Annotated in this window: 11 protein-coding genes; 8 read left to right on the top strand and 3 right to left on the bottom strand. The window is 70.9% G+C overall.

Going from position 1 to position 14,029, the window contains the following annotated elements; all coding sequences use genetic code 11:
• Nucleotides 1-422 precede the first annotated feature (422 nt).
• The 6 genes from ACWFR4_RS44330 to ACWFR4_RS44305 all read left to right on the top strand — a co-directional run bounded on the left by ACWFR4_RS44330 (nt 423) and on the right by ACWFR4_RS44305 (nt 7,768).
• Complete coding sequence (locus ACWFR4_RS44330) at nt 423-1,451, top strand: LacI family DNA-binding transcriptional regulator (protein ID WP_453657182.1); 1,029 nt, start codon at nt 423-425, stop codon at nt 1,449-1,451.
• Nucleotides 1,452-1,701: 250 nt separating this feature from the next.
• The gene (locus ACWFR4_RS44325; RefSeq protein ID WP_453657180.1) at nt 1,702-2,814 is read left to right on the top strand and encodes an aldose epimerase family protein; all 1,113 of its coding nucleotides are present in this window, start codon (nt 1,702-1,704) and stop codon (nt 2,812-2,814) included.
• A gap of 192 nt (nt 2,815-3,006) precedes the next feature.
• Nucleotides 3,007-4,104, top strand: a complete 1,098-nt coding sequence (locus ACWFR4_RS44320) for an ABC transporter substrate-binding protein (RefSeq protein WP_453657178.1) — start codon at nt 3,007-3,009, stop codon at nt 4,102-4,104.
• 112 nt (nt 4,105-4,216) lie between these two features.
• The gene (locus ACWFR4_RS44315; RefSeq protein ID WP_453657176.1) at nt 4,217-5,776 is read left to right on the top strand and encodes a sugar ABC transporter ATP-binding protein; all 1,560 of its coding nucleotides are present in this window, start codon (nt 4,217-4,219) and stop codon (nt 5,774-5,776) included.
• The gene (locus ACWFR4_RS44310) at nt 5,769-6,731 is read left to right on the top strand and encodes an ABC transporter permease (RefSeq protein ID WP_266568655.1); all 963 of its coding nucleotides are present in this window, start codon (nt 5,769-5,771) and stop codon (nt 6,729-6,731) included. Before ACWFR4_RS44315 ends, ACWFR4_RS44310 begins: the two co-directional genes overlap by 8 nt.
• Nucleotides 6,728-7,768 (top strand): ABC transporter permease, encoded by a 1,041-nt coding sequence (locus tag ACWFR4_RS44305; protein ID WP_453657173.1) that lies wholly within the window; start codon nt 6,728-6,730, stop codon nt 7,766-7,768. The genes ACWFR4_RS44310 and ACWFR4_RS44305 overlap by 4 nt, the downstream gene beginning before the upstream one ends.
• Before the next feature lie 18 nt (nt 7,769-7,786).
• Here the strand turns inward: ACWFR4_RS44305 and ACWFR4_RS44300 are convergent, their stop codons facing one another.
• Both ACWFR4_RS44300 and ACWFR4_RS44295 read right to left on the bottom strand, forming a co-directional pair.
• The gene (locus ACWFR4_RS44300; protein ID WP_453463081.1) at nt 7,787-9,871 is read right to left on the bottom strand and encodes a SpoIIE family protein phosphatase; all 2,085 of its coding nucleotides are present in this window, start codon (nt 9,869-9,871) and stop codon (nt 7,787-7,789) included.
• A gap of 245 nt (nt 9,872-10,116) precedes the next feature.
• Complete coding sequence (locus ACWFR4_RS44295; protein WP_453657171.1) at nt 10,117-10,533, bottom strand: NUDIX hydrolase; 417 nt, start codon at nt 10,531-10,533, stop codon at nt 10,117-10,119.
• Between the two features lie 511 nt (nt 10,534-11,044).
• Here ACWFR4_RS44295 and ACWFR4_RS44290 point away from each other — a divergent pair.
• The gene (locus ACWFR4_RS44290; protein ID WP_453463086.1) at nt 11,045-11,641 is read left to right on the top strand and encodes an ankyrin repeat domain-containing protein; all 597 of its coding nucleotides are present in this window, start codon (nt 11,045-11,047) and stop codon (nt 11,639-11,641) included.
• The gene (locus tag ACWFR4_RS44285; protein WP_453657169.1) at nt 11,638-12,750 is read left to right on the top strand and encodes a YncE family protein; all 1,113 of its coding nucleotides are present in this window, start codon (nt 11,638-11,640) and stop codon (nt 12,748-12,750) included. Before ACWFR4_RS44290 ends, ACWFR4_RS44285 begins: the two co-directional genes overlap by 4 nt.
• A 33-nt stretch (nt 12,751-12,783) precedes the next feature.
• Here the strand turns inward: ACWFR4_RS44285 and ACWFR4_RS44280 are convergent, their stop codons facing one another.
• Nucleotides 12,784-14,016, bottom strand: a complete 1,233-nt coding sequence (locus tag ACWFR4_RS44280) for a cytochrome P450 (RefSeq protein ID WP_453657167.1) — start codon at nt 14,014-14,016, stop codon at nt 12,784-12,786.
• Between the last annotated feature and the right edge of the window lie 13 nt (nt 14,017-14,029).

Genomic DNA, 14,029 nt, shown 5'->3' with positions numbered 1-14,029 from the left:
GGTGTGCGCGCCGCCCCCCCGCCTTCCGCCTCCCCTTTTTGCCTCCCGCGCCCCCCCCCCTGGGGGGGGGGGCGGTCCGGGCGGGCCCCGCGGCGGGGGGGGCGGGGGGCCCCCCCCCCCCCGCCACTGTTGCCGGAGGCCGTGTATGTCGGGAGCCGGTGTGCCGGGGGTCCTGTATGTCGGGAGTCCCGTACGTCCGGGGTTCTGCGCGTCAGGGGTCATGTGCTTCGTGGGCCCGGGTCCCGTTCCCGTGCTGGTCCGGCTGCCGGTGCCGGGGATATCCGTTCCCCTTGCCACCTTCCGCCATGCGGACGTATAACGTTGCAAGCCCGGCTCCAGAGCCTTTGCGCCGGGGCCATGGTTCCGGCGCCGTGCGGGCACGCACCGGTACCGGCGCCCGGCAGGCCACCGGAAGGAATGTTGTGCGGGTCAGCCTCAAGGACGTCGCCGCGCGTGCGGGCGTGTCGATCAAGACCGTCTCGAATGTGGTGAACAACTACCAGCACGTCACACCCGCGATGCGTGAGCGGGTGCAGCAGGCCATCGACGAGCTCGGCTACCGGCCCAACCTCACCGCGCGGCACCTGCGTCAGGGGCGGACGGGCATCATCGCCCTCGCCCTTCCCGAGCTGGGCAACCCGTACTTCGCCGAGCTCGCGGCCGCGGTGATCGACGCCGCCGCCCTGCACGACTACATCGTGCTCCTGGACCACACGGGCGGCCGGCGCGAACAAGAGGTCCTCGTCAGCCAGGGTTTCCGCGCCCGCGTCATCGACGGCCTGATCCTCAGCCCCATCGAGCTGGAGGCGGAGGACCTCCGTGAGCGTACGGAGAACGTGCCTCTGGTCCTGCTCGGCGAGCGCCACTACGACCTGCCCTACGACCACATCGCGGTGGACAACGTCGCAGCGGCCCGCACCGCAGTCCGCCATCTCATCGATCTGGGACGCCGCGAGGTGGCGTTCATCGGCGCCCGCCGCGGCCACAGCCAACCCGCCCACCTGCGTCTTCAGGGGTGGCGCGAGGAGCTTCTCTCGGCGGGCCTCTCCGTGGACGACGGGCTGATCGCGACGACCGAGGGGTGGGGGCACGCGGACGGCGCGGCGGCGATGACCCGGATCCTGGCGACCGGGCGCCGGCCCGACGCCGTGTTCGCGTACAACGACCCCATCGCCATCGGAGCGATGCGGGTGCTGTCGGAGCGCGGCATGCGCGTGCCCGAGGACGTCGCCGTGGTCGGCTTCGACGACGTCGTCGAGGGGCACTTCGGGACGGTCACACTCACCTCCGTGTCGCCGGACAAGGAGGCCATCGCGCGGATGGCGGTGGAGTCGGTCCTCGCCCGGCTCAGCGGCCAGGCGCCCGAGCCCCGCCGCGTCTGGGCGGACTATCGGCTCATCGCGCGCGAGAGCACGCTGGGGCGGAGCACGCAGGCCGGACGGAGCGCATAGGCCGGGCGGCGGGCCCGCGAGCCCGTTCCGCCACCCGGCAAAGGGACTTCCCGCCGAAATCCCCGACCGGGCAGCCGCCGGATGACCGCCGGATATCCGAAAGACCCGAGCAGATACCTGTACCGGCCCCTTACAACGTTGTAATGTCCAGGCGTCCGCAGCTGCCGGTCTCCGGCTCCGTCCGCGCCCCGTCGGCATCGCCCGCGTCCGGCGCCGGACAGAGCCCGGCCCTCACCCCCGCGAGGAGCCCATGTCCTTCGCCGCCCCTTTCCCGGCACCCTTCGGCGCCACCCCCTCGGGCCTCCCGGTCGAACGCTGGACTCTGCGCAGTGCGAGCGGAGTTGAGGCCGCCGTGCTGACGTACGGCGCCGTACTGCACTCCCTGCGCGTCCCCGGCCCCGAACGCAGGCCGCCCACCGAGGTCGTCCTGAGCCTCCCGGACGTGAAGCACTACGCCACCCACGGCGCGTATCTCGGGGCCGTGGTGGGGCGGTTCGCCAACCGCATCGCCGCGGGCACGTTCACCCTGGACGGAACGCGGCACCACATCCCCGGCAACGACCGGGGCAACTCGCTGCACGGCGGAGCCGACGGGTTCGACCGCCGGTTGTGGCGTGCCGAACCGTGCGAAGGGCCCGACGGCGCCGCGAGTGTGCGGCTGAGCCTGGACAGTCCGCACGGCGACCAGGGCTTTCCCGGTTCGCTCCAGGTGTCCGTCACCTACACCCTCGCGTCCGACGGATCCCTGACGCTCGACTACCACGCCGTCACCGACCGCCCCACGCCGGTCAATCTGACGCACCACGCCTACTTCAACCTCTCCGGCAACCCGGACCGAGGGGTACTCGACCACCTGCTGACGGTGGACGCCGCCGCGTATCTGCCCATCGGCGAGACGGGCCTCCCGCTCCCCGGGGCACCCGCACCGGTGGCCGGTTCGCCGTTCGACTTCACCCGGGCACGGCGGATCGGTGCGCGGATCGCCGAGCCCGACGAGCAGTTGGCGCGTGCCGGCGGCTACGACCACTGCTGGGTGCTCGACGACCGTGACCGTCCGTCCGGCGAGGGGCAGTTGGGCCTGCGCCGTGCGGCCCGCCTCGAGGACCCCGGCAGCGGGCGCGTGCTCGAGGTGCACACCAGCGAGCCGGGACTCCAGGTCTATGCCGGGCAGCAACTCGACGGCGGATTCGCCGACTTGCTGGGCCGCAGGCTGGGCGCCCACTCGGGCCTGTGCCTGGAGACGCAGCACTTCCCCGACTCCCCCAACCGTCCCGACTATCCGAGCACCGTCCTGCGCCCCGACCAGGCCCTGCGCAGCCGGACCGTGCTCAGCTTCCCGCACCTCACAGCGGTCGCACATTGACCGCGGTCGGGCGGCCCACCCGAATCACAGGGCGGTCACGTCCCGCACAAAGGCTTTACACCCTCCTTTCAACGATGTAAAAACTCCTGCGGGCGGACCAGTCGAGGCTCTCGCCTCGTCGAGCCGCATACTCGCCGCCCGCGCCGCTCCCTGCCAACCCTCCGTCGCCGCGCCACCCGGATCGGGGTCACCATGAAGCACTTCGCCCACCGCCGTCACCTCACCGCCCGCCCTGTGATCGTGGCCCTGGCCGCCGCCATGGCCCTCACCGCCTCCGGCTGCGCCAAGTCCGAGGACGACGCCGCGAACAAGTCCGACTCCTCCGCGTCCGCCGCCGACGCGGGCCAGAAGGTCGTCACGCCGAAGCCCGGCAGCAAGGGCTGCACGATCGACGCGTACGGCGGGAAGAAGCTCGACCTCAAGAGCGCGACGGTCGGCTTCTCGCAGTCCGAGAAGGAGGCCAACCCCTTCCGGATCGCGGAGACGGCCTCGATCAAGGCCGAGGCGAGCAAGCGCGGTCTGAAGCTGCTCACCGCCAACGCCCAGTCGCAGTTCTCCAAGCAGATCAGCGATGTGCAGGACCTCCTCGCCAAGGGCGCCGACCTGCTGGTGATCGCCCCGCTCAACTCGGACGGCTGGGAGCCGGTGTTGAAGGCCGCCGCGGCCAAGAAGGTGCCCATCGTCACCATCGACCGCAAGATCAACGCCACGGCGTGCAAGGACTACGTCAGCTTCATCGCGTCGGACTTCGTCGACCAGGGCAAGCGGGCCGCCGACCAGATGATCGAGGCGACCGGCGGCAAGGGTGAGGTCGCGATCCTGCTCGGCGCCGCGGGCAACAACGTCACCACCGAGCGGACCAAGGGCTTCAAGGACCGCATCAAGGAGAAGGCCCCGGACCTCAAGGTCGTCTTCCAGCAGACCGGCGACTTCGCCCGCGAGAAGGGCCAGCAGGTCACCGAGCAGCTGATCCAGTCCAAGCCCGGCATCAAGGGGATCTACGCCGAGAACGACGAGATGGGCCTCGGCGCGGTCGCCGCGCTCAAGGGCGCCGGCAAGAAGGCCGGTGACGTGAAGATCGTGACGGTCGACGGAACGCGCAACGCCGTCCAGGGCATCGTCGACGGCTGGATCAGCGGTGTGATCGAGTCCAACCCGCGCTTCGGCCCGCTCGCCTTCCAGACCCTGGACACGTTCACCCAGGGCAAGGAAGTCCCCCAGGACGTCATCATCCAGGACGGGGCCTACGACGCGAAGAACGCCAAGTCGGACATTGGCAAGGCCTTCTGACACGGTCTCAGACGGGCGGGGTGGTGGGCCTGCACCGGCCCACCCCCGCCCCTGATCCGTGTACTCCCCTCCTCTCCCCTGCCCTAGCCCTCACCCCACTCTGGAGGCACAGGTGGTTCCCTCCGCCGAAGTCCTCACCGTCCGCGGACTCAGCAAGTCGTTCCCCGGTGTCCGGGCCTTGGACGATGTGGACCTCGTGCTGCACGCCGGTGAGGTCCACGCCCTGATCGGCGAGAACGGCGCCGGCAAGTCGACGCTCATCAAGGTGCTCACCGGTGTGTACCGGCCCGACGCGGGAGACATCACCTTCCAGGGCCGCCCGGTCTCCTTCGCCACGCCGCTGGAGGCCCAGCACGCGGGCATTTCCACGATCTACCAAGAGGTCAACCTCATCCCGCTGTTGAGCGTGGCCCGCAACCTCTTCCTGGGGCGCGAGCCGCGCAACCGCTTCGGGCTGCTCGACTTCGGCCGCATGCACCGCGAGGCCGAGGAGACGCTGCGCGCGTACGGGGTGCGGGTCGACGTTCGGCAGCCGCTGCGGACCCTGGGCGTCGGCGCCCAGCAGATGGTGGCCCTGGCCCGGGCCGTCGCCACCGACGCGCGTGTCGTCATCATGGACGAGCCGACCTCCTCCCTCGAACCGCGCGAGGTGGAGACCCTGTTCGAGGTGATCCGCCGGCTGCGTGCCGACGGGATCGCCGTCATCTACGTCAGCCACCGGCTCGACGAGCTGTACGCCATGTGCGACACCGTGACGGTGCTGCGGGACGGCTGCCGCGTGCACACCGGACCGCTCGCCGATCTGGACCGGCTCACCCTGGTGTCCACGATGCTGGGGCGTGATCTGGGCGAGGTCCGCAGTGAGGGCCTGACCAAGTTCACCGGCGACCACCATGCCGCCGACTCCGAACCCGTGCTCAGCGCAAGGGATCTGACGGTTCCTCACAAGCTGCACGGAGTCTCGCTGGACATCCGTCCTGGCGAGGTCGTCGGTCTGGGCGGCCTGCTGGGGTCGGGGCGCACGGAGACCGCGAAGGCGATCTCCGGCGCGCTGGCGTCGAAGGCGGGCAGCGTCACCGTGGCCGGCGTGCCGCTGCGCGCGGGATCCACGCCCGCCGCCATCCGCGCCGGCATCAGCCTGCTGCCCGAGGACCGCAAGAGCGAGGGCATCGTCCCCGGGCTCTCCGTCCGCGAGAACATCGCGCTGGCCGCACTGCCGAGGCTCTCCCGCTTCGGTCTGGTCTCCGAGGCCCAGGTCGACAAGATCGTGGACACCTTCGTCAAGAGGCTCCGCATCAAGGCCTCCTCGCCGCACCAGAAGGTCGGCGAGTTGTCCGGAGGCAATCAGCAGAAGGTCCTCCTGGCCCGCTGGCTGGCCATGAACCCGAAGGTCCTGCTCCTGGACGAGCCCACGCGCGGCATCGACGTGGGCGCCAAGGCCGAGGTGCAGAAGCTGGTCGACGAACTGGCCGAGGACGGCCTCGGTGTCCTGCTCATCTCCTCCGACCTGGAGGAACTCATCGAAGGGTCCGACCGCGTGGTCGTGCTGAAGGACGGCGCGGTCGTCGGCGAACTGACCGGCGACGACGTCACGGAGGACAAGCTGATGCAGACCATCGCGGCGGGCAGCCCCGCCCCCGGCGCCGCCGGGGAGGTGACCCGCCATGGCTGAGGCCGCGATACGGCCGGCCGCCCTCGACCGCGCCCGCGTCCTGCAGTGGATGCAGACGTACGGCGTGTACGCGGGCGTGGCCGTGCTGCTCGTCGTCAATATCGCCGTGACCCCGCACTTCCTGTCCGCCGAGAACTTCCGGACCCAGGCCGTGCAGGTCGCGCCCGTGATCATCGTCGCGCTCGGCATGGCCCTGGCCATCGGCACCGAGGGCATCGACCTGTCCGTGGGCGCCGTCATGGCGCTCGCGGCCTCGGTCACTGCCCTCTATCTGGGGTACGGGCTCGTGCCCGCCCTGCTCACGGTGGCCGTGTTCGCCGCCGTGGTGGGCCTGGCCAACGGGGCGCTGGTCGCCTGGGTCGGCGTCCAGCCGATCGTGGCCACGCTCGCCCTCATGGTCGGCGGTCGCGGCATCGCCCTGGTGCTGCTGCCGCAGCTCAAGGACCTGCACAACCCGGCGCTCGCGTCGCTCGGTTCGGGTGACGTCCTCGGCATCCCGTACCTCATCGTCATCGCCGCGGCGCTCGCGCTGCTGGTGGCGTTCGTCATCCGACGCACCACCTTCGGGCGGCAATTGCTCGCCATCGGCGACAACCGGGCGGCGGCGAAGCTCGCGGGGCTGCCGGTGCGCCGGGTCCTGATGCTCGTCTACGTGGCGTGCGCGCTCCTCGCCGCTGTCGCGGGTGTGCTCGCGACTGCGCGGCTCCAGGCCAGCGACCCCACGTCGCTGGGCAATCTGATGGAACTGTCCGCGATCACCGCGGTGGTGGTCGGCGGCACCCCCCTGAGCGGCGGCAGGGTCAACATCGCCGGAACGGTGGCGGGCGCCGTCCTCATCCAGCTGCTCACCGCCACCCTCATCAAGCACGATCTGCCGCCTTCGTGGACGCAGATCGCCCAGGCCATCGTGATCGTGCTGGCGGTGTACGCGGCGCGCGGACGGGGGAAGCGATGACGGCGACCAGGACGGAAACGGAAGAGGCCGTGGCCCGTACGGAGAAGGAGCTTCTCGACGCCGCCGAGCCCGTCGGCAGCAGCCGCTCCGAGCGGCTGAGCGCGCTGGTCCAGCAGCACGGCGCGCTGGCGGTCCTCGTGATCGTGTCGGCGGTGGCGTCACTGAGCTTCGGCTCGTTCGCCACCGGGGACAACTTGTCCAACATGGCGACGAGTTCGGCGTTCCTGGCGGTCGTCGCGCTCGGCATGACGTTCGTCATCATCACCGGCGGCATCGACCTGTCCGTCGGTTCGCTCTTCGCTCTGGGCGGCGTTCTGGCCGCGTGGGGTTCGCAGTACGGCACCTTGGTGGCGCTCCTGCTGCCGATGGCGGTCTGCGGTCTCATCGGTGTGGTGAACGGTCTGCTGATCGCCCGCTCGCGGCTCGCTCCCTTCATCGTCACGCTGGCCGCGATGCTGGGCGCGCGGGGCCTGATGCTGTCACTGACCGACGAGGGCGCCGACACCTATCTCGTCGCCAAGGGTTCGTTCCTCGCGGAGCTCGGCCAGGGCACGACACTCGGCCTCGGCAACCCCGTGTGGATCACCCTGGTCCTGTTCGTGGCGGGCGCGGTGGTCCTGCGCCGCAGCCGCTTCGGCCAGCATGTCTACGCGGTCGGTGGCAACGAGGACGCGGCCGCTCTCATGGGTGCTCCCGTGGCCCGCACCAAGATCATTGTCTATACGCTGTCCGGCGTCCTCGCGGGCGTGGCCGGCGCGCTCAACGCCGCCTGGCTGGCCTCCGGCGTCACGATTCTGGGCAATGGCATGGAGCTCGAGGCCATTTCCGCGGTCGTCATCGGCGGCACACTGCTGACCGGCGGTCTCGGCTACGTCAGCGGCTCCCTGGTGGGGGTGCTGCTCCTGAAGGTCATCCAGAACGTCATCAACCAGATCGGCTCCCTCGACTCCTCCTACCAGCAGGTCGTCAGCGGCGCGTTCCTGGCGGTCGTGGTCATCGCGCAGACGTGGCTCGGCCGCAGGCGGCAGTTGTTGTGACCGACGGGCACCGTGCCGTTACGCCGTGGTACCCAGCGGGCGGGCCCGGGCGATCAGGAGGGCCACGTCGTCGTGGTCGTCCTGATCGCGCAGTGCGACCAGGAGGTGGTCGCAGACCTCGTCCAGGGACCCCTGCGGGTCGGAGAGCAGATCGACCAGGGTGTTGATGCGGGCGTCTATGGCGTCGGATCGCGTCTCGATCAACCCGTCGGTGTAGAGCACGAGCTGGTCGCCGCACTCCATCTTCACCGTCGTCTCCTGGAAGGAGATGTCGCCCACGCCGAGGGGTGTTCCCGAGGGCAGGTCGAGGAGTTCGGGACGCCCGCCCGGTCTGACCAGGATGGGCGGCAGGTGGCCCGCGACGGCGATCCGGCACTCGCCGCGGTGCGGGTCGTACACGGCGTAGATGCACGTGGCGAACGCCGGGTCGAGTTCGGCGGCGGTGTGGTCGAGGTGGCGGAGCACTTCGGCCGGTGCGAGGTCGAGGTCGGCCAATGTGCGGGTGGCGGTGCGTAGTTGGCCCATGGTGGCGGCGGCGTTGATGCCGCTGCCCATGACGTCGCCGATGACGAGGGCGGTCTTGTCACCGGCCACCGGGATGGTGTCGAACCAGTCGCCGCCGATCTCGCTGGCCGACTGGGCGGGCTGGTAGCGGTAGGCGATCTCCAGGCCGGGCCTGCGGGGCGGCCTGGGCGGGAGCAGGTGGCGCTGGAGGGTGAGGGCGGTGCGTCGTTCGCTCTGGTACGAGCGGGCGTTGTCGATGCAGACCGCCGCGCGGGCGGCCAGTTCACCGGCGAGGACGACGTCGTCCTCGTCGAACGGCAGCGCGTTCCTCGCACGGCCCAGGTCCAGCGCGCCGAGCACCTCGCCGCGCGCGATGAGCGGCACCGCCAGATAGGAGTGCAATCCCGCGCGGGACAGGACCCGGGCGGACGCCGGATCGGGGGCGATGCGCTCCAGGTCCTCCTCGCTCACGTGCTCCACCAGCACCGGGCGCCCTGAGGTCACGCACTGGGTGATGTACCGGTCGGCCGCGTAGCTGGCGATCTGCCCGGGGGTGTCGGCGGCATGGAGCGCGTTGGTGGAGTAGGCCGCTGTCACCGCCAGCGCCCGGAACAGAGCGGGTCCTCCGGCGGCCGGGGTGGTCTGGCGCCGGCCCTGGAGCACGGCGTCGAGGATGTCGACCGCCGCCAGGTCGGCCAGCTCGGGGACGACCACCGACGCCAGTTCGTGCGCGGTCTGCTCGACGTCCAGGGTGGTGCCCACGGTCGTGGACGCGCCGGCGATGACGGCCAGGCGCCGTCGGGCCCGGGCGGCCTCTTTCGACGCCCGGTGCTGTTCGCTCACGTCCACCACGGAGATTGCCAGGCCGAGCACCCGGCCTACCGGGTCGTCGAGCCGGTAGTAGGACACCGACCAGGCATGTTCCACGTCGGCGGCGCCGCCGGGGCGGCCGACGGTGAACTCGTTGAGGAGCGGGGTGCCCGTCGCCAGGACCTGGCGCATCGTGGACGTGATGGCTTCGGTGTCCAGGAACGGAAGGGCCTCCCCGACACCGCGGCCGATGTGCTGCTCGGCGGGCAGGGCATTGATCCGTTCCAGCGCGGGGTTGACCATCACATAGCGCAGATTCGTGTCCAGGACCGCGAGCCCGATGGGCGACTGGGCCACGAGCTGCACGGACAGCGCGAGGTCCCTCTCGACGCGGCGCAGGAGGGCCCGGTCGCTGGCGATGCCCAGGGCGTAGACGTCTCCGAGTTCGTCGTGGAGCCGCATGTTGCGGAACTCCACCAGGCGGGTGCTGCCGTCCTTGTGGCGTACGGGGAACACACCGGCCCAGCTCCGGCCGCTCTCCATGACCTCGGCGAACAGGCTGAGCACGAGATCGACGTTCTCCGGGGCGACCAGGAGCTGAGCGGCCCGCTGCCCGAGCGCCTCCTCGGCGGTGAACCCGAACAGTTCCTCGGCCTGGGGGCTCCACAGGCTGATCCGGCCCTCGGCGTCGACCATCACCGCGGCAACCGCCAGGGCGTCCAGAAGGCCGCCGGGCTCGGATACCGTGCCCGCCGTCAGGCTCGTCCGCGACGAACCGATCGCATCCATCCAGACACCTCCCCAGAATCGCCGGGGTCCGAGGGACGGCTGAAGAAGATCAGCCCGGTTCGGGATGTCATGGACTCCATCGAGGACGAGTATTTTGTCAGCCGGAGCCCCGGCGTGTGGTGCGGTCCAGATTCTCGGCCATGCTGCCTCCAGACTCCCCACGGCATTTTATGCCCCTTTCCCGGGGAAGGTCATGTTCGCTTCCTCCGCTGCTGGCGGGCCGCGCCCACGCAGGGCCGGTGGGCCTATCGAGTGCCGATCATCGCCAAGCTGTCGACCGCCGCCGGGGACAGCTCGGACTCCCGCAAGCCGGAGAGGGGCATCCAGGTGACGGCGCTCGTGGAGTCGTCCGCCTTGGTGACCACGAGCGGGCCGGGCTTGACGTCGACGCGGTAGAAGAGCCCCACCAGATGCCAGTCGATGCCGAGCCGGTGAGCGGTGTACGCCCGCGCGTCGACCAGCCGGGCGTCCAGGAGTTCCAGGCCCGTCTCCTCGTACAGTTCGCGCCCCAGCGTCTCGTGCGGCTGTTCCCCCGGGTCGATCCCTCCACCGGGCAGGTGCCACAGGCCGGGCTCGAAGACCGGTGAGCTTTCCGCGAGTTGGGTCAGCAGCAACTGCTCCTCCATGACAGCGATCGCATACGCCGAGACTCGCGAACGCATCTGACCTCCCACGTTGCACCACTGCGGACATCACCGTCCCCGATGACGGCCGATGCAGGGGAACAACCTATCGATCACGCGCCCCGCGCGGTCAGGAATCACGCTGAACCTACTGAGCCTGCACAGCGCGTCAACGTGACACGCCGATCAACCACGTCCGGGTGCCGTGTGCCGCCATGGCAGAACATGGCACATGCCGACTCGTTGAGGTACCCGAGGACGTCTTCGGGTTCCTGTCGTGGCGACGGCAACCGGTGCACACCCTGAGGGCAGGCCTCCATCACGGCCCCCTCTGTGCCCCCACCGGGTACGGAGGGGGCCTTCCTCTTCGTTCCGCCCGTGGGCCGGCCGCGTGGGCATCAGCCGATCGGCTGATGCCGGTGTCGTCCGTAGGGGTCCGTAGCCGCAGACGGCAGGCCGACCGGTGAGGGCGGGACGCGGCCGGAGAATGGACTCCGGAACGGAAAGCGGAGGCGCCCCCGTTCCTTCCCTACGGACCTGGAGCATCGAGATGCACGACCGCGACCGCCGACTCCTGGAGGCCGCCCGGCGCGGTGACGCCGCCGAGGTGCGCGCAGCCCTCGATGCCGGGGCCTCGGTGGAGACCTGCGACGAGGAACTGCGCTCCCCGCTGCTCCTTGCCGCTCTCAACGATCACGTCCAGGCCGCGCGGGTCCTGGTCTCGGCCGGAGCGGACCCGGACGCCCAGGACCGGCGGCACGACAGCCCGTGGCTCGTCACCGGCGTGACCGGCAGCGTCGCGATGATGCGCGCCCTCCTCCCGGCGAGCCCGGATCTCACTCTGCGTAACCGCTACGGCGGCGTCTCGGTGATCCCCGCCAGCGAGCGCGGCCACGTCGCGTACGTGAGGGCGGTGCTCCGGGAGACGGACATCGACGTCAACCACGTCAACGATCTCGGATGGACCGCGCTCCTGGAAGCCGTGATCCTCGGCGACGGGGGCCGCGCGCACCAGGAGATCGTGGAGCTGCTGCTCGCGGCGGGCGCCCGCCCGGAACTCGCGGACGCGGACGGTGTCACGGCCCTGGAACACGCGGAACGCCGTGGCTTCGACGCGCTCGCGGCGCTGCTCAGGGCGGCGGCATGACGGCCCGCGCGCGTGGTGTGCTCGGGGCGATGGCGGTCGTCCTCCTCGCGGCGGGGTGCACCTCGACCGGCGCCGCCGACTCCACCGCGCCCTCGCCCCCGGTCGCCACCGTCACGCCCTCGGCGCCGGCGCCCGCGCGAACCGCTCAAGGCACCCTGCTGGTGGCCGACTTCGGCAGCGACACGGTCACGTTCGTGGACCCGGAGCGCGGCACAGTCGACTCGGTGAAGGTGGGCACGGCACCGTACGGGCTCGTCGTCGGCAAGGACGGCCGGGCCTGGGTGGCGACGGCCGAAGGGGTGGCCGTCGTCGACACCCAGGCGCGCGAGAACCTCGGCCGCATCCCGTACACGACGGAAGCCGGCCCCGCCACGACCGGCGAGTACCGCGGCGGCGGCATGGGGATCGCCCTCGCGCCCGACGGAAAGCATGTCTATGTGGGCGTCAACGTCCCGGACAGGAACGGGGTGTTGGAGGTCATCGACACGGCGACGCGGAAGGTGACGGACACCGTCCCGGTCGGCCGTCGCCCCTTCGATGTCGACGTCTCGCGGGACGGCGGCGAGGTGTACGCCACCGGCCACGACTCGTTCGACGTGACCGCCGTACGCGCCGACACGCTCACCCCGCGCCGGTTCGAGGTCGCGCCGTACGGCACGGAGGGCGGACTCGGCTCGTGGCTGAAGCCGCACTACGCCGTCGTACGCGATGACGGGAAGCTCCTGCTGCCCTTCGAGGGCGAGAAGCTGGCCGTCCTCGACCCGCGCACCGGCAGGGTCGCCGTCGAACCGATGACCGCCGACACACACCAGCACGGCGCCCGGCTCACCCCCGACGGCACCCTTCTCGCCGTCGGCACGGGACCGATCAGCGCCGGGGACGACGATGCCTCGCTGACGATCCGTACCGCCGACGGGAAGGAGCGCGTCGTCCCCCTCGACGGCCCGCACGAGGACGTCGCCGCGTCACGGGACGGCCGGACCGCCTATGTCACCGGGGGATTCACCCGGGACGGATTCTGGGACGGGATCACCGTCGTGGACCTGAAGAGCGGGGACACCCACCGGCTGCCCGCAGGTCATCGGCCGCTGGGCATCGCCGTACTGTGACCGGGCCCCGCCCCATGCGCGTGGGGGCCTGACTCAGATGCGGACCGGCAGCGCGATCGGGTAGGTGCCGTCGCCCGCGAATCCGACGCGCTCGACGGCGTCCCGATCGACGGCCAGCTCGAGGCTGTCGCGCCGCAGGAACAGCTCGTCGATGATCACCTCGGTCTGGAGGTTGGCGAGCGCGGCGCCGATGCAGCGGTGCGCGCCGTGCCCGTACGCGATGTGCCCGGCCCCGCGCGCCGCCTCGCGTGTGAGATCGAGCTGCGTGGCGTCGTCGAAGGTTCCCGGGTCGCGGTTGGCGGCGAGCAGGCCGCTCGTCACGCCCTCCCCCTGGCGTACCAGGACGCCACCGAGTCGCACGTCCTCGGTGGCGTACAGGGTGGCACCGACCCGCACCGCGGACACGTGACGGAGCAACTCCTGGACGGCGCGCGGCAGCAGGTCGCGCTCCGTCCGCAGCCGGGCCGCCTCCTGCGGGTGGTCGAGGAGGGTGAGGACCGCGTCGGTGATGAAGAAGGCGGGCGGTGCGATCCCCGTGTTGATCAGCAGGAAGACGAGTGCGATCATCTCCTGGCGCGTAAGGCGCTGCCCCTCGGCCGCCGCCGCGCTGGAGCGCAGCAGATCGGAGACCAGGTCCTCCCGGGGCGCCGGGACACGGAGGTCGAGCAGTTCGCCGATGTACTCGGCGAGGTGGTCGATGCCGGGCAGGAACCGGTCCGGCTCACCGGACTCGTAGTCCCTGATCCAGCCGCTCACCCTCGGCCGGTCGGCCGCGTCCACGCCGATGATCTCGCAGATGACGTCCGTCATGACCGGGTAGGCGAAGGCACTCAGGAGGTCGAACTGGTCACCCTTCGCGGCGAGTTCACCGGTGGCGTCCTGGACGATGCGCTCGATGCGCGGACGCAGCGAGGCGATCCGGCGCGGCGCGAAGGCCCGCATCACATGCGTGCGCAGGCGGGTGTGCTCGGGCCCGTCGACCATCACGAGGATCTCCAGGTACTGCCGGTACTCCGGCGGCAGCCCCGCGTCGTCGAGCAGTTCCGCACCCACACCTCCGCCCTGCGCACCCGGAACCCTCGCGAGGTCCCGCACGAAACGGGTGTCGCCGAGCGCCGCCTTCACCACGTCGTAGCGCGTGGCCAGCCACACGGGGGTCGTGGTCCCCGGGAGCGTCACCCGCACCAGCGGTACGCCATGGCCGTGCGACGCCTCGTCGATCTGAGCGTGGGTCAGTTCCAGTGGTGCGGCGGCCGGATCGGTCATGTCCTCACTCCGT

Source organism: Streptomyces sp. NPDC055140 (assembly GCF_053607285.1).
This window is presented reverse-complemented; position numbering and strand designations above follow the sequence as displayed.

Bases quoted from the DNA above. Each gene is read 5' to 3' on its own strand.
- ACWFR4_RS44300 (WP_453463081.1), bottom strand. From the start codon at position 9,871: ATGGATGCGATCGGTTCGTCGCGGACGAGCCTGACGGCGGGCACGGTA.
- ACWFR4_RS44320 (WP_453657178.1), top strand. From the start codon at position 3,007: ATGAAGCACTTCGCCCACCGCCGTCACCTCACCGCCCGCCCTGTGATC.
- ACWFR4_RS44325 (WP_453657180.1), top strand. From the start codon at position 1,702: ATGTCCTTCGCCGCCCCTTTCCCGGCACCCTTCGGCGCCACCCCCTCG.
- ACWFR4_RS44310 (WP_266568655.1), top strand. From the start codon at position 5,769: ATGGCTGAGGCCGCGATACGGCCGGCCGCCCTCGACCGCGCCCGCGTC.
- ACWFR4_RS44285 (WP_453657169.1), top strand. From the start codon at position 11,638: ATGACGGCCCGCGCGCGTGGTGTGCTCGGGGCGATGGCGGTCGTCCTC.
- ACWFR4_RS44290 (WP_453463086.1), top strand. From the start codon at position 11,045: ATGCACGACCGCGACCGCCGACTCCTGGAGGCCGCCCGGCGCGGTGAC.
- ACWFR4_RS44280 (WP_453657167.1), bottom strand. From the start codon at position 14,016: ATGACCGATCCGGCCGCCGCACCACTGGAACTGACCCACGCTCAGATC.
- ACWFR4_RS44295 (WP_453657171.1), bottom strand. From the start codon at position 10,533: ATGCGTTCGCGAGTCTCGGCGTATGCGATCGCTGTCATGGAGGAGCAG.
- ACWFR4_RS44305 (WP_453657173.1), top strand. From the start codon at position 6,728: ATGACGGCGACCAGGACGGAAACGGAAGAGGCCGTGGCCCGTACGGAG.